Source organism: Arthrobacter sp. 1088 (assembly GCF_031455315.1).
In the GTDB taxonomy this organism is placed as follows: Bacteria; Actinomycetota; Actinomycetes; order Actinomycetales; family Micrococcaceae; genus Arthrobacter.
In genome coordinates, this window is record NZ_JAVDSM010000003.1 from 248375 (window position 1) to 268290 (window position 19916).

General features: G+C 62.6%; 16 protein-coding genes. 9 read left to right on the forward strand and 7 right to left on the reverse strand.

Going from position 1 to position 19916, the window contains the following annotated elements:
* The first annotated feature begins 37 nt into the window (after nt 1–37).
* Both J2Y41_RS06075 and J2Y41_RS06080 read left to right on the forward strand, forming a co-directional pair.
* Nucleotides 38–1387: an MFS transporter gene (locus J2Y41_RS06075; protein WP_224166659.1), complete on the forward strand. Its 1350-nt coding sequence runs from the start codon at nt 38–40 to the stop codon at nt 1385–1387.
* A gap of 2 nt (nt 1388–1389) precedes the next feature.
* Nucleotides 1390–2178: a triose-phosphate isomerase family protein gene (locus tag J2Y41_RS06080; protein WP_309927139.1), complete on the forward strand. Its 789-nt coding sequence runs from the start codon at nt 1390–1392 to the stop codon at nt 2176–2178.
* Nucleotides 2179–2248: 70 nt separating this feature from the next.
* On the opposite strand, the gene J2Y41_RS06085 is transcribed toward J2Y41_RS06080, so the two are convergent.
* Complete coding sequence (locus J2Y41_RS06085) at nt 2249–5806, reverse strand: TM0106 family RecB-like putative nuclease (protein ID WP_309927140.1); 3558 nt, start codon at nt 5804–5806, stop codon at nt 2249–2251.
* 90 nt (nt 5807–5896) lie between these two features.
* On the opposite strand from J2Y41_RS06085, the gene J2Y41_RS06090 reads away from it, so the two are divergent.
* Nucleotides 5897–6352, forward strand: coding sequence for a nucleoside deaminase (locus J2Y41_RS06090; protein WP_309927142.1), 456 nt, complete (start codon nt 5897–5899; stop codon nt 6350–6352).
* 99 nt (nt 6353–6451) lie between these two features.
* Here the strand turns inward: J2Y41_RS06090 and J2Y41_RS06095 are convergent, their stop codons facing one another.
* Nucleotides 6452–8722: a hypothetical protein gene (locus J2Y41_RS06095; protein WP_309927146.1), complete on the reverse strand. Its 2271-nt coding sequence runs from the start codon at nt 8720–8722 to the stop codon at nt 6452–6454.
* 338 nt (nt 8723–9060) lie between these two features.
* Between J2Y41_RS06095 and J2Y41_RS06100 the strand changes: the two genes are divergently transcribed.
* Nucleotides 9061–9495, forward strand: a complete 435-nt coding sequence (locus tag J2Y41_RS06100; protein ID WP_224091308.1) for a CBS domain-containing protein — start codon at nt 9061–9063, stop codon at nt 9493–9495.
* A gap of 54 nt (nt 9496–9549) precedes the next feature.
* Here J2Y41_RS06100 and J2Y41_RS06105 read toward each other — a convergent pair whose 3' ends face one another.
* Entirely contained in the window at nt 9550–9846 is a 297-nt protein-coding gene (locus J2Y41_RS06105) for a hypothetical protein (protein WP_223936138.1), read from the reverse strand.
* 86 nt (nt 9847–9932) lie between these two features.
* Between J2Y41_RS06105 and J2Y41_RS06110 the strand changes: the two genes are divergently transcribed.
* Nucleotides 9933–12413 (forward strand): Tex family protein, encoded by a 2481-nt coding sequence (locus J2Y41_RS06110; RefSeq protein ID WP_309927152.1) that lies wholly within the window; start codon nt 9933–9935, stop codon nt 12411–12413.
* 92 nt (nt 12414–12505) lie between these two features.
* Here J2Y41_RS06110 and J2Y41_RS06115 read toward each other — a convergent pair whose 3' ends face one another.
* Entirely contained in the window at nt 12506–12913 is a 408-nt protein-coding gene (locus J2Y41_RS06115; RefSeq protein WP_224093875.1) for a DUF1622 domain-containing protein, read from the reverse strand.
* 134 nt (nt 12914–13047) lie between these two features.
* Complete coding sequence (locus J2Y41_RS06120) at nt 13048–13962, reverse strand: MSMEG_6728 family protein (protein ID WP_309927155.1); 915 nt, start codon at nt 13960–13962, stop codon at nt 13048–13050.
* An 82-nt stretch (nt 13963–14044) separates the two neighbouring features.
* Here J2Y41_RS06120 and J2Y41_RS06125 point away from each other — a divergent pair, with 82 nt between their 5' ends.
* The 3 genes from J2Y41_RS06125 (at nt 14045) to J2Y41_RS06135 (ending at nt 16488) form a co-directional block, all read left to right on the forward strand.
* On the forward strand, nt 14045–15076 hold the full coding sequence (locus J2Y41_RS06125; RefSeq protein ID WP_309927157.1) for an adenosine deaminase: 1032 nt from the start codon (nt 14045–14047) through the stop codon (nt 15074–15076).
* 155 nt (nt 15077–15231) lie between these two features.
* Nucleotides 15232–16065 (forward strand): glycosidase, encoded by an 834-nt coding sequence (locus J2Y41_RS06130; RefSeq protein ID WP_309927159.1) that lies wholly within the window; start codon nt 15232–15234, stop codon nt 16063–16065.
* Nucleotides 16066–16173: 108 nt separating this feature from the next.
* The gene (locus J2Y41_RS06135; protein WP_224091317.1) at nt 16174–16488 is read left to right on the forward strand and encodes an acylphosphatase; all 315 of its coding nucleotides are present in this window, start codon (nt 16174–16176) and stop codon (nt 16486–16488) included.
* A gap of 108 nt (nt 16489–16596) precedes the next feature.
* Here the strand turns inward: J2Y41_RS06135 and J2Y41_RS06140 are convergent, their stop codons facing one another.
* Nucleotides 16597–17499 (reverse strand): ribokinase, encoded by a 903-nt coding sequence (locus J2Y41_RS06140; RefSeq protein ID WP_309927162.1) that lies wholly within the window; start codon nt 17497–17499, stop codon nt 16597–16599.
* Between the two features lie 22 nt (nt 17500–17521).
* Entirely contained in the window at nt 17522–18295 is a 774-nt protein-coding gene (locus J2Y41_RS06145; RefSeq protein ID WP_309927164.1) for a GntR family transcriptional regulator, read from the reverse strand.
* Between the two features lie 133 nt (nt 18296–18428).
* Between J2Y41_RS06145 and J2Y41_RS06150 the strand changes: the two genes are divergently transcribed.
* A complete protein-coding gene (locus tag J2Y41_RS06150) occupies nt 18429–19859 on the forward strand; it encodes an MFS transporter (protein ID WP_309927166.1) in 1431 nt (476 codons plus the stop codon).
* Nucleotides 19860–19916 lie beyond the last annotated feature (57 nt).

Below are 19916 nucleotides of genomic sequence, written 5' to 3' on the forward strand. Positions count from 1 at the left end.
TCGCAACCCCAACTGAATTGCTCAAAGAGGAGTTTCAATGTCCGTTGCCTCAACTTCCACCAAGGAGTTGCTGGATTCACCGATTCTGAAGTCGGCCATATCCAAGGCTTCGCTACGGCTGATGCCGATGCTCGTCATCCTGTACGTGGTGGCATTCCTTGACCGCACCAACGTGGGCTTCGCCGAAGCTGCCCTTGGGGTGGACAAAGGTATCACCGCAGGTGCTTACGCACTGGGTGCCGGTATCTTCTTCATCGGCTACGCATTGTTCGAGATCCCCAGCAACCTGCTGCTCACCAAGTTCGGCGCGAAAGTCTGGCTCGCGCGCATCGCCATCACCTGGGGCGTAGTGTCCGCGTGCTTCGCCTTCGTCCAAGGTGAGACGTCTTTCATCATTCTCCGCTTCCTGCTGGGTGTCACCGAGGCAGGTCTCTTCCCGGGCGTCATCATGTTCCTCGCCGCCTGGTTCCCCAACAAAGTGCGCGTGAAGATGTTCGCCATCTTCTATCTGGCTCAGCCTCTCTCCCAGATGCTGGGTGCTCCGCTGTCCGGCTGGCTCATCAACATCGGTGACCAGGTTCCTGGCGTCGCAGGCTGGCAGGTCATGTTCTTCGTTGAAGGTTCGTTGGCCATCGTGGCCGGCATCGCGTCCTTCTTCTTCCTCATCAACAGCCCACAGGACGCCAAGTTCCTGAGCAAAGAAGAGAAGGTAGCCCTGACTGATGTCATGGCACTGGAAGACACCGTCAAGGAAGAATCAGGTCCGCGCGGTGTGCTGGCTTCCATGCGTAACGGCCGGGTCTGGTACTTCACCGTCATCTACTTCTGCCTGCAAGTAGCTGTCTATGGCGTCACGTTCTATTTGCCGCAGCAGGTGTCCCAGCTCACCGGCCAAAAGGTGGGGCTCGCCGTCGGGCTCCTTGCCGCTATCCCATGGTTCTTCGGGATCTTTGCCTGCTACTTCGTTGGCAAGGCTGCAAACACTGTGGCACGCCGCCGCCGCTGGGGGACCGCATTGTTCGTCTCCACAGGCCTCTGCATCTTCGGTTCCGCCTGGGCCGGCGCCAACCACCTGCCGGCGTTGGGAATCATCTTCATCACGCTGGCGGTGTGCAGCTTCCTGTCGACCGGTCCTATTTGCTGGTCGTATCCGACCGCGTTCCTCACCGGAACTGCTGCGGCTGCCGGTATCGGGCTGATCAATTCCCTGGGCAACCTTGGCGGTTTCGTCGCCCCGATCCTTCGCACCACGGTCAACCAGGTCACGGCCTCGGACACAGGCACCATGGGTGTATACGCCCTGGGTGTTCTGCCCTTCCTGGCCGCGCTGATGATGTTCGGCACCCGGGCCTTCACCAACAAGGCCGACGAGTTGCTGGACAAGTAGCCGTGGACAAGACTGCTTTTGATTTCCGGGCTGCTCCTGTCGGGGCCTTGTTCATCGGGGTCAGTACCAAGATGTACATGGGCTACGAGCAGAGTTTGGCGTGGCTGGAGCAGTTGCTGGCAGAAGTGGACGCCCGTCCGGCCCTTGCGGCCGGGCGGGTGGTCCCGTTTGTGATCCCTTCATTTCCGGTGCTGCCCGCAGCGTCCGCGATGCTTCAGGGGTCGAGAATGGTCCTTGGGGCACAGAACTGTGGTTGGTCGGAAGGGCCGTGGACTGGCGAAGTCTCCCCGTCGATGCTTGCCGAGCTTGGTGTCGGCCTGGTGGAGATCGGCCATGCGGAACGGCGCCGCCACTTTGCCGAAGACGATGCCATGGTGGCTCTGAAGGTTCGTGCCGCCGTCGACGCTGGCCTGACGCCATTGCTGTGCGTCGGAGAGAGCGTGGTAGATGAACCTGGAACTGCCGCCGAGGCCGTGTTCAGGCAGGTTAAGGCGGCCGTGTCCGGGGACTGGTCCGTCGCTTCCCAATTGGTGATCGCCTACGAACCCGTGTGGGCGATCGGTGCTGCAGAGCCGGCGTCGGCTGCCTACGTTTCCCAGGTTGTGGCTGAGCTGCGGGTATTGCTCGCTGCCCACGTGGTGAAGCAGCTGCCCATCATTTACGGTGGCTCGGCGAAGCCGGGTCTCCTGCCGCAGCTGGAAGGGGTTTCCGGGCTCTTCCTGGGCCGCTTCGCGCACGACGCCACCAACTTCGGCCGTGTGCTGGACGAGGCCCTCTCCCTGCCCAAGTAAGTCGCAGCAGATGCCCTTTTGAGCCCTCAAAACGGCATCTGCTGCGACTCAGTTGGGCGGGGCGAAGCGCTTAGGTGACTCCGCGCTGGCAAAGGGCCACAAAGCCGCCAAGGTTCTCCAGACCCTCGGGATGCGTCGGGAGGTAGTTGGTGAGTTCGGGTGAACGCACGACGACGGCACGCCACTGCCCGCGCGACACCGCCACGTTGATCCGGTTGCGCAGGAGCAAGAATTCCATGCCGCGCGGTACCTCCCCTGCGGCTGATGCGGCCATGGAGACGATAACCACCGGCGCTTCCTGGCCTTGGAACTTGTCTACCGTTCCCACCCGGACCTTGGTGAGCCCGGCCTCGCGGAGCTGGTGCTTGATGAGCTGGACCTGGGCGTTGTAGGCGGCGACCACGAGGACGTCGGTCTCCATGAGGGGCCGCGGGCCTTCCTCCTCTTCGGAGGGGTCCAGCCACTGGAGGCCCAGGTGTGCCCGGACCTGCCGAACCACTTCTGCCGCTTCCTCGGGCGAAGAGCTCGAGTTCCCTGTGTGGTCAACGTAGACGCAGGAAATCCCGGGCTCTGCTCTGTCCAGCTGACGCTTCGAAGCCGCGGGGGCCGCTTCCAGACGGCCGTCGTACGACAAGTCCGAAACAGCAGAGCAGAGGGCCGGATGCATGCGCCACGACAAGGCGAGGAAGTAGCCAAGCTCCGGTGGAAGGGTGTTGTAACCATCGGACAGCCAGCCCAGCGCGGACTCGTCAACCGGTTCAGGGTGTATTCCCTGGGTGACTTGAGGTAGTTGCTGGGGATCGCCCAACAACAGGAGGCGTTTTGCTGCGCGGCTCACAGCCATGGTGTTGGCCAGGGAGAACTGTCCGGCCTCGTCAATGACCAGCAGGTCCAGGGAACCCGCGGGAACGGAACTTCCCACCATGGTCCAGGACGTTCCACCGATCAGGGCTCCGCCAGGCTTGGATAGGATGTCCTCCACGTCGCCCTTGGCGCACCCGTTCCACGGCACAGGTTCGTTGTGCTTGACTTCCTTGGCCACCCGCAACGGATCCACTCCGGCTTTCTCCACCGCTGCACAAAGCATGTGTTCCACCACGGCGTGGGATTGCGCCACGACGCCAACTTTCCAACCATCTGCTACAAGCCGGGCCAAAACGCGGGCACCAACATAGGTCTTTCCGCTGCCGGGAGGGCCTTGGACTGCCAGGTACGAGTTGTCCAAATCCTTCACAGCAGCGGTGATGGCGTCGATGTACCCATCGGGACCCGGTTCCACGGCGGGCAGCGACGCGAGCGTGCGAAGCTTAGGTGGTTGTCGTCGAACCAGATCCAGCGAACAATCCCGCGGCCACAACGGCAGGGAGGCCCGGAGCTTTGTTGCCAGTGCTGCCAATGCGGCTCTCTGCCCGGTGGTGTAGAGGGGCTCGTCAGGCGTCAAAGCCATGGGCAGCTGCTTGAACTCGGTGGAGTCGTTGCGCAGGCTTTCCTCCATGATCACGGACTCAAGCTCGCCTTCTTCGCCAACCTCAATGACCTCAGTCTTGCTCCAGCCAGCCCTACCCAGCACTGATGATTCCTTACCGACCAAGGCGTCAGGCAGCGGGGGACCATACATACGGAAGTACGTCTTGCCAGGCTCCAACCCGGCACCGTCACCGGAACGGCCAATGAGTTTCACTGTCCGTACGCGGTTCCGGCGAGGCGGGCGCTTGGCCCAGTCCTGCAGCACTTCCGCATGGTCAACCGTGAAGATGTCGCGGCCGTCTTCCCACTGGGAGGTTGGCTTTTCCAAGCGGTCGAAGTGCCCCCACCAGTGCTGTTTGTCCTCACGACGGTGGTACCCAACGCCCGCTGCCACAATTGCTATCGCCCGGGAATCCGCTGATGCCCTTTCTTCCCCAGGGAGACCGTCAAGGTAGTCGAACAGCGCCTTTTCCTCCGGCGCAGCCTGGTACTTGTCCTCCTCAGGCGTGGGCTCCTCCTGCGTCATGGAGCCTGGGACGATGGATCGCTCGGCGGCGCGGGCTAGAAGCCAATTGCGCAGCTCCAAGGTTGAGAGACAGTCGTACTCGTTGTAGTCGCGGATGCTTTCAAGGATGGCTGCGGCCTGCTCAGCCTGCCCGGTGTCCCTCGCCGTGCAGAAGTCCGCGTAGGCAACCACGGAGGCACCGGCGTCGGTCACGTCTCCGGACCGGAGGTGCTGGCCCATGTAGAGGGGTTCAAGTTTCTTGATGCTGTACGAGTTCTCGGAAACGCGGATGCTGTGGCGGACGGTGTCGTAAAGGTCCACCAGGACGCCTTGCTTCAGGAGGTCGTCGACGGCGGTTTCGCCCACCACGTGCGTCAGGGAAAGGTTGCGAAGGGCCGTCTTCTCGTAAGCGGCGTAATGGTAAATGTGCATGCCCGGGTACGTAGCCCGGCGTTTGGCAACGTACTCCAGGAAATCAACAAAAGCCTGGCCCTCCTCCTCCCGGGAATGCGCCCAAAACGGACGAAAGACCGGTTGGGCGCCGGGCTCCGCAGGGTTTTCGATGACGCCGAAAAGGTACTCGAGGCCCCATTTGCCCGTGACGGGATCCTGCCACAAAGGATCGCCCTCGAAGTCGAAGAAAATATCGCCGGGATCCGGTTCCGGGAGCCTGCCGAGGGTGTTCTCCGGCAGGATCTTGTAGCTGACAGTTTTGGCTTCGCCTGCTTTGTCCGTGTACTTCACTGTCCCGTCCGGAGTCCCTGCGCCGGTCTGCAACTGTGCTTGCTCGCGCAGCCGAAGCAAGGTGGGATCAGGGGCATCGGGGAGTGCCGCGAGCTGGTCGATCGTGGTGACTCCGGCCTCTATCAGCTTCTTACGGCGGCTTATTCGCATTCCGGCAACCATGAGGAGGTCCCGATGCAGTTTTACTTGCTCGGCACAGTAGTCGCAGCGGCCGCATGCGGAGAAGCGGGAGTCGCCCCATTCGATGGGTCCTGAAGCAGCCCGATGGGCCGTGGTCATTCCAAGAAAGCGTTCGCGGCGTTCCTTGAAGACTGGCAAAATCTCCGCGAGCGGGTGATCGCTGTGCACGCGGTTGCCCAGGACCAAGGTGACTGTGGGATCCGGCGTAATACCTGCCTGAAGAAGTTGATCGCCATAGGCAGCCAGCTGCAAAAGTGCAGTGACCTTGGCATGCCGTGCAAGCTTTGTGTCGAAGACGGCGTACTGACCGCCGGGACGCTTGACCAGGAAGTCGGAGCGGCCGTGGAATTGGCCGTCAAAGAACGCGGCCTGGAACACGATGTCCGCTCCGGAACGCAAGGCCTCGATGGATTCCGCATGCTTGGCCAAAAGGGTGGCGCGGTCCATGGCGGAGGCGGGAACGACGTCGTAAACGCCCTGTCCTGTTGCTGGGTCCCAGGGCCCGAACTCGGCCACGAACTCGTCCAAGACCCTGTGCTCATGGACATCGCCGAGCTTGGCCGTGCGATCCAACATGGCATCTGCCGCGAACTCAGCTTTGGGGGAGCGGCCCAGTTTTTCGTCGAGTTTCCGGAGCAGCTGGTACTCACAGGTGGCAGCGATGACCAGATCACTGGCTGAGAACACCAAATCCTGCGGCGCGCCAGCTATCTCCGAATCGAGAAAGAACACCGTGACCTACTCCCTGTTGCCGGATGAACCACTCCGAAGTGGACCATGAAGCCAAGCTATCAGCGGCCTCCGACAATTTAGACTGCACCCATGACTGAAACAGCACCGACCACCGTCGATCCCGCTTTCGAAGCCGCCTACGAGGCCGCACAAAAGAGTCTCAGCGAGGGCGGGATCCCTATTGGCGCCGCCTTGGCCCGCGGTGGGAAGATCATCGCGAGCGGGCACAACGAACGTGTCCAGCATGGCGATCCGATCGCGCATGGCGAGATGTCGGCGTTGCGCGCTGCCGGCCGGCAAAAGACTTACCGGGATACGACGCTTTACACCACGTTGGCGCCGTGTGCGATGTGCACCGGAACCATCATCCAGTTCAAGATTCCGCGCGTGGTGGTGGGCGAAGCGAAGACGTTCCCGGGGGAATTCGATCTCCTGCGTTCGCGTGGTGTTGAGGTGGTGGTCCTCGATGACCCCCGGTGCGTGGAGATGATGCGTACCTTCCAGGATGAACACCCGGAACTCTGGGCGGAGGACATCGCGGAGTAGACACGAAGGGAGCGACGGCGGCACCCATCTTTTCGAGCGATGGAGGGTGCCGCCGTCGCCGGCTGCGGAGGAGCCACATGCCAAACGGTCATCCGACGACTATTTGGCAGGCTTCCTCGGAGCCGACCGGCGGGAACGGGCCGCCGGAGTTGAAGGGATCAGTTCCTTGACCTGTGCCAGGACTGTGGGGTTTACGCCGCGGGAGCCCAGGTCCTTGGCGAGGGTTTCCACTTCTGACTTTGCGGCTGCGGTGTTGTCCGCCTTCACGTGCAGTTCCGTCCGCAGTTCCACGAGCTTCCTGTAGGCCAGGTTGTTCGCTGCGCTGCTGCCCTTCTGGTAACTCGCCAGCCCGACATCCGTCAGCGCCAGCGCCCGCTCAGGATCGGCGCTGTGGTGCTTCACCATTTTGTCTTCCTTGCGGCGATAGAAGTCATCACCCACGGATTGTGCGACGGCGGTAGCCGCCTTGACGCCCAAGGGCTCACCGCTGAATCGCTCGGCTGCCTCGGTCAGGGCGTCCAGCCCTTTGCTCAGGTGGGGTGACATGGACCCTTCGAAGGCGAGCGTGAGTCCCACTTCCCGCGTGAAGAACTCCGGTGCAAACCGGTCCTCCTCCCGTGTGACCGGGAAGCCGACCCGCAAAGGCAAGGTGTTGGACGCCTGGACGATGCCCTCCGTTGAATAGATGGCGCGGACCAGGTACTGGCCGGGCTCATCGAACGCGAAGCCTTGCACTCCAAATGCCAGCTGGACCAGTTGGCTGTAGCGGTCGCTGCCATCACTCGTGGCGCCGGCGGCAGGCTCCAGGGTCACCGGTTCAGGGAGGCCATAGAAGCAGACCACTGATTCATGCAGGACCACCGTTCCGTCCGGCTTCTGCACGTAAACAGTGGTGTTTCCGAACCTGGGATCCAGCCGGCCGTCCACCACTAGTGGTACGTCGCTGGTGTTCCGCAGGCGGAATTCGATGGACACAGGCTCCATGTAGTCGAAGTGGCTCTTGGCTGAGAGGGTCAGTTCAACATCGCTGCCCGGCCCGGAGACGGTCATGGAGCCGGCTGGGGATTCCAGGTGCCCACCGGAAGCCCAAGGATCTCCACCCATAATCACGGATGCACGGTCGCCATGGCGCATGTGGAGCAGTTCGTCGTCGTCGAACCGGAACCGGAAGTTGCCCCAGAAGGTGTCGGCGCCGTTGCGCTGATCGTATTTCCAGTCGTAGTTCATCCAGGACAACGAATCCGGCCTCGCCTTGTCCCAGGCATGCAGGAAGTTGAACGCGTGCCCTGCCTCGTGGACCCACGTGTACAGGAAGTGGCGCATGGCCCAGGCCTGGTCCTGCGTGGTGGGGTTCGAGACAAGGTTGGTGAACCAGGAGTGGTTGCGGAAGACTGCGAAACCCTGGCGATCCGGACCGCGGCCCGCGCCGCCAAAGCCTGCAGCGGCGTCGAACATAATGCCACCAACTCCGGCGCTATCGAAGAGGCCGGCCTGCACGCCCCAAAGGTTCCATGCAGGCCATCCGGAGTTGAACTTGCCGAAGGAGGTTTCCATGGCGTCGTGGAGTTCGCCGACGTTCCACGAGGCGAAGCCGGCCGCACTGTCATCGATCACTGTGTGGACAGGATCGATGGTGACGGCGATTCCCGCGTCCAGGTACGAGGATTCGATGGTGATGGTGCGCTCAGCCAGGTCTGCTGGGCGGTTGTTATGTGAATGGCTGTTGTAGACGGGCGCCTTGGGTTCGATGTCCACGGACGTGCAGTAGTCGAGTTCAAGGTTCATATCGCGGAAGCAGCCCGAACGGTAGTCGCAGGCGTATGGCTGCCCGGCAACGCCGCCCGCCGTGAACGTGGCCACTGCGCCGGTGATCGCGCCGTGGGACCAGGACACGTCGATTTCCACTGTTGTGGCGGGGTGCGTGCCTTTCCAGTAACGGACCGTTCCAGTGATGTGTGCATGCGCACGGGTCATGGTGACCACCGGGGCGTCCACGATCCAAGACTCCACATACGTCTTCACGAGTTGGTTGAGCCCACCTGCTTTGACCCAGCGGGTGCTGTATAGATCGCCACTGACTTTGTTCAGCACCGGGGATTCCACGCTCTGGCGGGGATCGACATCCAAGCGGAGGTCCAGCGCGCTGCCGACAGGACCGTTGCCCGCCTGGTTGCCTTCATAACGACCGCTCACGGGAGCGGAGCGCCAGCACCTCCAAAATTCTTCGGAGGGCCATGCCAAGGTGCTGGGCTGGGGGCCATAGGTGTGGGGTCCAAAAGCGTCAGCCCCACGAGTGGGTGGGAACGGGATTTCAGAGGGGTTGCCGGGGACAGGGTTGTAGTGGGTGCCGGGGACGTTGGGGGTGTCCATGTGAGGATCTTTCTCGCTCTGCAAGCAGTCAATATGCGTTCGCCCATCACGGGATGTACCGGATGGACGGCATGACGGTTCAGGGCGGGGCGATGCAGGTGAGGAGTCCCAGAGGGGTGAAAGTGGCCATGCCCAGAAGCCGTGTGTAACACAAAACGAGGATACTCCAACGAATGGATTATATCTAGGGAGGTGTCTTAATTTTCTGCCGGGCAACCTGCCGGATCGCCTAGTCAGCCGCAGCCGCCAAGCGTAGGCTGGCAGCATCGGCGTCGGTGCCGAAAGGACCATCCCGGAGGACCCCGCGTCGATGAACCCCATTCGATGAAGGAGGACCCATGAGTGTCGTACGTGAATTCATGACCACAAATGCCCAGTGCATCCCGGAGGACCAGACTCTCCAGGACGCCGCCCGCATGATGAGGGATCTGGACTGCGGTTCACTTCCCATCTGCGGCAATGACGGCAAGCTCACCGGCTTCATCACCGACCGCGATATCGTGGTCAAGTGTCTGGCCGAGGGAAAGGACGCCCGCGAAGTCCGGGCCCGCGACCTCGCCACTGGTAAGCCGTATTGGATTGACGCTGATGCCAATGTTGATGAAGCCATCGCCATGATGGAAGAGCATCAGGTTCGCCGTCTTCCCGTCATCAAGGATCACCAGCTCGTAGGCATCATCAGCCAGGGAGACATTGCCCGCAACCACTACGCAGAACAGCGCGTGGGCGAAATGGTGGAGCACATTTCCGCCAAGGAGCATATGTCCCACTAGCGGCCGACCAGCCGGCAGTAATCCAGGTAATCCAGCCGCCGCGAAGCGCTCCCGTTAGAGGAACGCCTCGCGGCCCGTTCCTTCGCGCAGCACGAGTTCGTCATTTTCTATCGAGACGATCAGGCTCCTTGGTTTACCAGCGAGCTTTTTCGTTGCGCTGAGCTTTCTGCTTCGGACTTCAACTCCCACCGTGGCGCCTTTCGCCGGCAGCTCCACCGTGATTTCGTCGGCCATTCCCAACAGCATCTTGGTGGACACATCCCGTTCGGACACGGCTTCCTTGCCGTTGACGGTCACGCTCACGTCATCGGAAACAAACCCGTCCTGAAGGATGATGAGCAGTTCCTGCATGGTCCAACTACAGCACTAACAGCGCTCCCGGCATAGGCCTTGCGGAACCGGACCTGAAAACTGTCGGTCATGTGAGGCAAACTGTCATGGTGACTCAATCTCTCCAGCACCAGTCAGCCGATTCTGCCATCCATCAACTCATCGCCAACGAACTCGGCGTGAAGGCCTGGCAGGTCAAGGCCGCGGTGGAACTGCTCGACGCCGGATCCACCGTTCCCTTCATCGCCCGCTACCGTAAGGAAGTCACCGGGACGCTCGATGACACCCAGCTGCGCGATCTTGAGGAGCGCCTCCGGTACCTGCGGGAGCTGGAAGAGCGGCGCAAGACAGTCCTGGAAGCGATAGCAGCCCAAGGCAAGCTGACACCGGAACTGGAAGCCGCCGTCGTGGGTGCTGACACCAAGGCGAGGCTGGAGGATATCTACCTTCCCTTCAAATCCAAGCGCCGCACCAAAGCCCAGATAGCCCGCGAAGCCGGGCTGGAACCGCTGGCCGACGTCCTGCTCGCCAACCCACAGTTGGACCCCGAAACCGAGGCCGCCAAGTACCTCAACGCCGAGCACTCCATTGAGGACGCGGCAGCAGCGCTCGCCGGCGCCCGCGCCATTCTTGTGGAGCGCGTTGCCCAGGATCCTGATCTGGCCGAGGACCTGCGCGAGCGGCTCTGGAATCAGGGGCGCATGGTCTCCCGGGTCAAGAAGGGCATGGAGGCCGAAGGCCAGAAGTTCAAGGACTACTTCGAGTTCACGCAAGTCCCGTCAGGCATGCCGTCGCACCGGGTGCTCGCCCTGCTGCGGGGTGAAAAGGATGGCGTCCTTGAGCTGGACCTGGCCGAAGCTGACCCCGCCGACGACGACGCCCTGGCCGCCGCCCGTAGCCGCTACGAGAACGCTGTGGCCAAGTGCCTTGGGGTCGCCAACCACGGCCGTCCCGCAGATCTCTGGCTCACCCAGACTGCCCAGCTCGCCTGGCGCGGCCGCATTCTGGACCGTCTCACCACGGATCTTCGCGGACGCATGTTTGCAGATGCCGAGGATGAGGCTGTCCGCGTGTTCGCCGCAAACCTGCGTGACGTGTTGCTCGCTGCGCCTGCAGGCAATCGCTCCACGCTCGGCCTGGACCCGGGACTCCGCACGGGAGTCAAGGTGGCAGTGGTGGACGGCACGGGCAAGGTGGTTGCCACGGACACCATCTATCCCCACGCGCCGGCAAAGAAGTGGGACGAGGCTTTGGCCACGCTCGGCCGCCTGGCAAAGCAGTACAACGTGGAACTCGTGGCAATCGGCAACGGCACGGCGTCGCGGGAAACGGACAAGCTGGCCACCGAGCTCATCAAATCCCTCGAAGCCGCGGGTTCCAAGGGTGTCCAGAAACTCGTTGTTTCCGAAGCCGGTGCTTCCGTGTACTCGGCATCGGCCCTGGCAGCTTCCGAGCTCCCCGGCATGGACGTTTCACTCCGTGGTGCGGTCTCCATTGCGCGACGACTTCAGGATCCGCTGGCCGAACTGGTGAAGATCGAACCGAAATCCATCGGCGTGGGCCAGTACCAGCACGACGTCACCGCCGCGAAACTGGACCGCTCACTGGATGCCGTGGTGGAAGACTGTGTGAACGCCGTGGGCGTCGACGTGAATACAGCGTCGCCCGCGCTGCTTAGCCGAGTGGCCGGCGTCGGGCCTTTGCTGAGCGAAAACATTGTGGCGTACCGCAATGAGAATGGCCCGTTCGCCAAGCGGAGCGACCTCAAGAAGGTACCGCGACTGGGCGCGAAGGCGTTCGAACAGTGCGCCGGCTTCCTTCGGATCACCGGGGGAGCGGAGCCGTTGGATGCTTCCAGCGTGCACCCGGAGGCCTACTCCGTTGCGCGCAAGATCCTCGTCGCGGCCGGCGGCGGACCCACGACTTCACTGGATCCGCAGGCATTCGTGGACGGCACTTTCGGACTGCCTACCGTCAAGGACATCATGTCCGAGCTCGAGAAGCCGGGCCGTGACCCCCGTCCCGCGTTCAAGGCGGCATCATTCTCGGAGGGGATTGAAAAGATCTCCGACCTCAAGCCGGGCATGATCCTGGAAGGCACCGTCACCAATGTTGCCGCTTTCGGTGCTTTCGTGGATGTCGGAGTGCACCAGGACGGGCTGGTCCACGTGTCCGCGCTGTCCAACAAATTCGTCTCGGACCCCCGGGAAATCGTGAAATCCGGTCAGGTGGTGCGGGTCAAGGTGCTGGAAGCCGATCCCGAGCGCAAGCGCATCTCCCTGACCTTGAGGCTCGACGACGAACCCGGCACTGCGGGCGGCCGCGGTTCCGGTGGACGTTCCTCGGCTGGAGGCAACCCGGGTGCGCGGGATGCTGGAGGCCAGCGCTCGGGTGGGCAGCCCGGCCAGCGCTCGGGTGGTCAGCCGGGGCAACGTACGGGTGGTCAGCCGGGCCAACGTTCGGGTGGTCAGCGTGGTGGTGGGCAGCCCGGTCAGGGTGATCGCCGCCAAGGCAAACCCCAGCAGTCTGAAGCTCCAGCCAACACAGCCATGGCCGAAGCACTTCGTCGGGCAGGGCTCGGGAAGTAGCCGGCGACCAATGTCCGATGGACGACACCCCCTAACGGACTATTCACCACCGCGTGCGCTGGTGAATAGTCCGTTAGTGGGTGACAAGTGGGCTAGGGGGTTGCTGAGGGCGTCGGCTCCCGCAGGTGGGCATCGCCGTCGTGCTCTTTTTCCTTCTGCCACGGCCAACGGCCAGTGATCTCCAGCTCGAGGGAGAAACTGAGGAATGTCCGGATCAGCACGATGATCGCCAGGACGCCCACGCTCTCGAACGTAGGGGTTACTGCGACCGTGCGGATGATGTCGGCTGCCACCAGGAGTTCCAGGCCCAACAGGATGGACCGTCCCAGCAATTGCCGGTAAGCGCGATAAGGCGAGAACGGGGCGAGGCCGCTGGCTCGTTTGGGCTGGTAGCCGCGGAGGGCAAGCGGAATCGAAACGAGCGCTCCAACAACCATGACGGCCACGCCGGCAAAGTCCATGTACCGGCCAACTACTTCGATGATGTGCTGGAAATCCATGGTCCTCCCCGGGTGGTGCGCGCCGTGTGCCTCCACCGTCTCATACGGTGCCATGAAATCGACCCATAACAACGACGGCGGCACCTGGGTTCCGCGTAAAAACGAAACCCACGTGCCGCCGTCGCGCGTTGGTGTTACTGTGCCGGTGCGGGGACCGGGAAGAAGACCCGGGGATCCTGCAGCAGTGCCGGGTAATCGAAATCGGTGCGCTTGACCACGTCGGTGACTTCGAAGTTGCGCGCGAACTTGCCCTCAACTGTGATCGGCCGTCCATGGATCAGGCCGACAGCGAAGATCTGGCCGTCATCGAACGGGACGGCGATCTCGGTCTTACCGGGAAGCGTATTGAAGGCCGCTTCCTGGGCTTGGCGTTTCCGGGTGGGTTTCTTCTCCAGCACCTTGGCAGGACGCTTCTTGGGGCCCTTGAGTTGGCGGCGTGACTTCTCTTCCGCGTACACGAATTGGTACTCGTCGGATTCCGGAGCTGCGGCAGCCTTGGCCTTGCCATGCGGCGGCATGCTCACCGTGTTGAGCTGTTCCGGACGGAGGTCCTCCACGTTGGCGCGCAGGATCCAGAGACGGTCCTCTTCAGGGTCTTCGGGGTGGAACTCGTGCTTGGGCTCGGGCCAGATGTATTCCAGTTTCTCTTCGACGCCCGGGAAGAGCGGTCCGTAGAACCTGGGGTCTTTCCCAAGGAGCTTGGAACGGTGGCTGAGGTGCAGGTCCTCGTAGCCCAGCCATGGCGGCATGATGATCCTGGATGCGTAGTCCGGGTGCGCGGCCTGCGGTGCGAACTCCGCGATGTTGTTGCGGGTGTTGTCCGGGTGGCCGCGCTGGATCCACTCGTCGGCCATCGCCAGGCCATACATGGTGAGCGCGGGGACGTGGCCCATCCACATACGGACGGCGGGGTGCTGCTGCCAACCGTACTCCGGGATGACCAGTGCGCGGAGGACCTGGAGGGCTTCGACGCGCTGTTTGCCGAGCCTTGAGGTGTCGAGCGCCGCGGCGCTCTCACGGAAATCGGCGAAAGGGAGGAAAGTCTGCATCCTTTCAGTTTGGGGGTCCCGCGGCGAAGAACCAAGTTGAGTGCTCCGGGACACGTGCACGGATGGGGCCTAGAGTTGTCGAGTGGAAACTTTTGGCGAGAAAACGACGACGACGGCGCCCCCGGTTGCCGAACTGCACCTGCACATCGAAGGGACTCTCCAGCCAGAGCTGATCTTTGCCCTGGCCGAACGCAACGGCATTGAACTGCCGTATGAAGACATCGAAGAACTGCGTGAGAAGTACCAATTTACGGATCTGCAGTCCTTCCTTGACCTGTACTACGCCAACATGGCCGTCCTGCAGACCGAGCAGGACTTCACTGACATGACCCGCGCCTACCTTCAGCGCGCCGCAGCCGGGGGAGTGCGCCACGCGGAAATCATGATGGATCCCCAGGCACACGTGTCCAGGGGTGTCCCGCTTGAGGTGTGCGTCAACGGTGTCGCGAATGCGCTCGCGACGTCGGAGGAAGACTTCGGCGTTTCGACGCTCCTGATTGCAGCGTTTCTCAGGGACATGTCCCAGGAATCCGCGCTCGATGTGTTGGACCAGTTGCTCGCGATGCACGCCCCTATAGTCGGCATCGGGCTGGACTCGGCAGAGGTGGGCAATCCGCCGTCGAAGTTTGAGCGCTTGTACCAGCGTGCCGGTGAGGCCGGGTTGCGAAGGATCGCCCACGCGGGTGAGGAAGGGCCGGCTGCCTACATCACCGAGGCGCTGGACGTGCTGCACGTGGAGCGGATCGATCACGGTATCCGCTGCATGGAAGACACGGAGGTGGTGCAGCGTCTCGTCGCGGAGCAGGTGCCCCTGACTGTTTGCCCGCTATCCAACGTTCGTTTGCGTACGGTGGACAAGCTGGCTGATCACCCACTGCCGGAGATGCTTGCCATCGGTTTGAACGTTTGCGTGAACTCGGATGACCCTGCCTACTTTGGCGGCTATGTAGATGACAACTTCGAGCAGTTGGCCAAGGTCCTTGAGTTCTCGGTTCCGGAACAGGCCACTTTGGCGGCAAACTCGATCCGATCCTCGTTCGCCAGCGACGCCCGGAAAGCCGTATTGCTGGATGAAGTGACCGAGTGGGTCAAGGCGTCTGCGCCTGCCCAATAAACCCTGAATTGGCGCTGGAGGCGAGACTCGTCGATCACTTCCGGCCCTCGGAATGTCATACTCGGTCACGACACACGGTGTTTACCAATATCAGTCGCGCGAATTAACAATTCATTGGCAAACTGCAAGGGATTATCCACCGTAGAAGGAGAAGCATGGGCGCGAACACCGCCGAGAACACCAACCTTCGTCTGAAGGCCGTACTGGACATCCTCGCTGAGGGCGTATGGTCTGGAGCCACGCTGAACGCAGGGGAAGTCCTGGCAGAGGCCATCGGACGCGTTCCTTTCAACGATCATGAGGCTGAACTTCTCAGTGGGGGCATTCCCCGCGGCCACAAAACCCTGACGTCGGCTTCGGCCAAGCTGGTCAAGGCTGGCTGGCTGGTCAAGGGACGTTCGGGCTGGACCATCCCGGAAGACGGCTTGCGGGCGACAGTCGCCTTCCCTGACGTTTCGGCTTTTGCAGAGGCCCTCGACGCCGGAACACCGGTACCAGCCGATGTTCCCGTGCCTACGGCCCCTCCCGCCAAGGCCAAAACGAAGCGCGCGGCAACGTCGAAGAAGGCTGCAGCTCCGAAGGCTGCCACCACGAAGGCTGCCGCTACCAAGGCTGCGCCGGCCGCGAAGAAGGCTTCCACTCGTAAGGCTCCTTCGAAGGCAGCGGCGGCTCCCGCCGTCGAGACCCTGCCGCAGCCGGACGCCGTGGCGATCGCCGGTGACTTCAACAAAATCCTGGGCGCTCCCGAAGACTGGGCTCCCCAGTACGACGAAGTCCAGATGGAGTTCAACCCGCTGGTTCAGGTATGGACCCTGACCGCCGACCTGCCGGCCGGTTTCTATACCTACAAGATCGCGCTGAACCGTTCGTGGGACGAGAACTATGGCGCGTTCGGCGTCCGTGACGGCGCCAACCACGAGCTAAACCACGACGGCGGCCCTGTCACGTTCACGTACAGCCACGCAACGCACGACATCGTGACGGCCTAGTTCCAGGTTCCTCCAAGTCCCAACTCCAAATTTGCTCCACGTTGGAGTTGGGACTTGGAGAAACGGGTCGTCCTGACGCGGGATGATTCGCGGGGTTACATTAGGTCCATGGCTGAGTCCCCAGAAACGCACGCCGGTCCTGCCAACGATGCTGTGAGGCTCACGGCTCGCGTGAGCGGCGTGGTTCAAGGCGTCGGATTCCGGTACTGGACCGCGCGAAAAGCGGACGAACTCCTCCTCACCGGTACGGTGCGCAACCGTTACGACGGCTCTGTGGAACTCGTGGCCGAGGGATCCACGGCGCATGTTGGCCGCTTCCTGGACTGGCTTAACTCACCACGGGCTCCGGGCAGGGTGGAGAACGTGGAATCAGACGTTTCCCCGGCGACGGGGGAGTTCGACGAGTTCCGGATAGTGGGCTAAACCCTTTGGTCAGGCCCCGGGAGACGACGTTGTGAGCCCAGACTCCACTCCTGCCAGCAGCAGTTCCTGGTCGTAGCACCCCCCGCAGAATCCGCTGGACTGCACAGCTCAGGCGGTCTGCGCAGTATGTCCTGTCGCCTCGATGTAGTGCGCCAACGACTTCAGCGCTGGCTGTGACGAAGCATCCCGCACAGCGTCCGCACCTACGGCGTTGGCCACAGCCAGGGCATGGCTGTGCTCAAGTCCGGAGCGAAGGGCCAGGACCAGCGCGGCGCAGAAAGCATCGCCGGCTCCGATCGTGTTCGCGATGTCCGTGACCCGAACTGCAGGAGCTTCGGCTACCCGTTCGCCGTGCTCGAAGATCGCCGAGCCCTCGCCGCCATACGTCACGGCAACAAGGGGTGCCGTGCGAAGGGCGGGGATCAGGGCGTACTCGGTTTCATTGACGATCACCAGGTCGCAGCGTTCCAGGAGTTCCGGGAGGATGGGCGCGGCGGGTGCCGCGTTGAGGGCAAAGTAGCCATTGGTTCGCCGGGCGGCTTCAAGCACCACGCTCTGGTCCACTTCAAGTTGGCACAGCACGGCTTCCTCGTCGGCGAAGGAGACTCCATGCACGGACACTTCCCCATTCGCGCCGGGGCACACAACGATCTGGTTCTCGCCATCGCCGTCCACCAGGACCAGAGCCGTTCCCGTCGCAGCATCCACCTGCGCGATGTCCTGGACGTCGACGCCGGCACTCGCCATTGCTTCGAGGAGGCTGCGGCCTGCTTCGTCCCGGCCTACTGCCCCCACCATGCGGGAGGCGCCGGCGAGCCGGGCTGCAGCCACGGCCTGGTTGGCGCCCTTGCCGCCGGGCTGCTGGCGGAGGACGGCCCCGCCGACGGTTTCGCCCGGCGTCGGGAGGCGGTCCGCGGTAGCTGTGATGTCGAGGTTGATGCTGCCTACAACGGTGAGTGCGGTGCTCGCGGGAGTCAAAATGGGCGCAGAAGACTGAGGGGAGGAGCTCATGGATGGACCTTTTCGGGAGGATTCAGGAGGACTGGATGACGGAGAGGTGGCCGGCCTTGGCGGCCACGAGGCATTTGGCCAGGTAGAACGGAGACCCGTTGCGGCGGACGTACTGAGTTAGGACCAGGACCGGCTCGGACGGGCGAAGGTCCAGCAACTTGGCGCGGCTGGGACCGGCGGTGCTCAGGCTGATTTCGCATTCGCCAGGTCCAAGTGACGCCCCCGGAAGCCCGCTGAGGACCTCCAGGAGGGTGGAAGCCGAAAGGGTGGGAGCTTCCGCCGCTTCTGAGAGTGCCTCGGCCTCGGGGATTCCCTGGGCGACGTTTTCCTGCAGGTGTGCCACGGGCTCGCCATTGCGGATCAGCACGCTTTCCCAAAACCAGCAGTCTTCGCCGGGCTGAACGCCGATTCCGGGCGCCACGAATTCCGAGGCAGGCTGTTTGATCGCCGCAACGCGCTTGACCTGGATGTCCTGTTCAGAGCCGCCAAGGAGTTGATCGAACGGGCGGATGTGTTCGATGCCGATCCGTGGCAGCGAATCGGCCACGAATCGTCCGACTCCACGCCGTGCCCTGGTGAGTCCGTCTTCCTCCAGCAGCATCAGCGCTTCCCGGATCACGGTGCGGCTGACGTCCATCATGACGCCCAGCTCGGTCTCGGTGGGGAGCAGCGAGCCGGGAGGGAGGAGCTTGGTCCTGATTGCCTCGGCTATGCGTGAGTATGCCGCAACGCGCAAAGGCTGGCCGGGTTGCGGCGCAATGGGTCGGGACAGGAACTGGACGGCATTGTCGGTCAAGGGTGCCTCACTTGGTTTGGTTACGGACACTGTACCGGAAAAATGTGATAGGTTGCACAAGCTCGTAATACATGCTTGTATAACAACTCGCATCTCGTGGCGCCGCCCGCGCCCTCGGACAAAGGAGTTTGATGTGAATATCCCCAACACCGCGGTAGAGGCGCAGCCTTCCGAAACCGCAGAAGCGACGACGGACACCCGCCCCGGCGGTCGTGCTGCAGCCCTGCTGATCACCACGCTGGTTCTCGCCGTATTGTCGTTCCAGCTCAACGCCAGCATGATCACCCCGGCACTCCCGCACATCGGTTCCTTCTTTGGTGAGACGCCCGAGGCAGTGGCGCAGGTGCAGTCCATGTTCTTCCTTGCGGGCGCCATCTCCGGACCCGTGATTGGACGCTGGAGCGATTTCATCGGGCGCCGCACCGCACTGCTCTTGGTCCTGGCCATCATGGGCGCTGGAACTGTGCTGTGCATCTTCGCCCCGAACCTGCCGCTGTTGGTCACAGGTCGCTTCATGCAGGGTGTCTCGAGTGCCATCTTCGCGCTCTCCTACATCGTGCTCAACGAATACTTGCCTGCCCGACTCTTCGGCACGTCCATCGGCATCATCGCCGCCATCAACGGCGGTGTGGGCGGTGTTGATGGCTACTTCGGTGGACTGATGGCTGAAACGCTTGGCTTCCAGTCGATCTTCGTTGCCGTGCTCGCCCTGGCCGCGATCGCCGTCGTCTGCGTCATCAAAGTAGTCCCGGGCGGGAAGTCCGCTGTGGCTCCGGGCCGGATGGACTGGTGGGGTGCAGGTTCCCTGTCTGTGTTCCTCGTGTTCATCACGTACTTCGTCTCTACAGGTTCTTCGGCGGGTTGGACCTCCCCTGCCGCGCTTGGCCTGCTCGCCGGTAGCATCGCGTCCTTCACCGCGTTCTGGCTCATCGAGAAGAAGCGCTCCACGCCGCTGGTCGCAGTGCACCACCTCCGTTCGCGCCAGGTATGGCCGGTCATCGCCACTACTGTGCTGACGCTCGCTGGCATCTTCGCGATCATCAACTTCACCGTGGTGCTTCTCAGCCAGGACAAGGACAACGGCTTCGGTTTGTCGGCCTCGGTCGCAGCATTGCTGTTCCTGACTCCGGCAGCCCTGATCGGCGTGTTCGCGGCCCCGCTCGCCGGCTGGATTGCCGACCGCCGCGGCTGGATCAAGACGGTCCGCGTCGGTACAGCCACCAGCCTGGCCTGCGCCATCGCGGCTGCCCTTTTCGCCGACAACCAAGTAGCCGTCCTTATCGCCATTGCAGCCTTGGGCATTTTCTACAACGGCTTCTTCCTTACTGCGATCAACGGTCTGTCCGTCCTGCTCTCGCCCAAGGAAGCGCCGGCTGCACTGCCGGGAATCAACGGCGCCTCCTTCGGCATCGGGGCAAGCCTCGGCGTCGTGGTTGTTGCCCCGTTCGCTGGTCAGGGCACCGCAGCCGGGTACTCGGCGGCGCTCTGGATCTCGGTATGCATCACCGTCCTCGCCTTCCTTGTCAGCCTGTTCATCACGGCACCCAAGGGCGAAAAGATCTAACGCCCGACGGCGGCACGCGGCACCGCGCGTTCGCCCCGTTCCTCTTCACAACACACC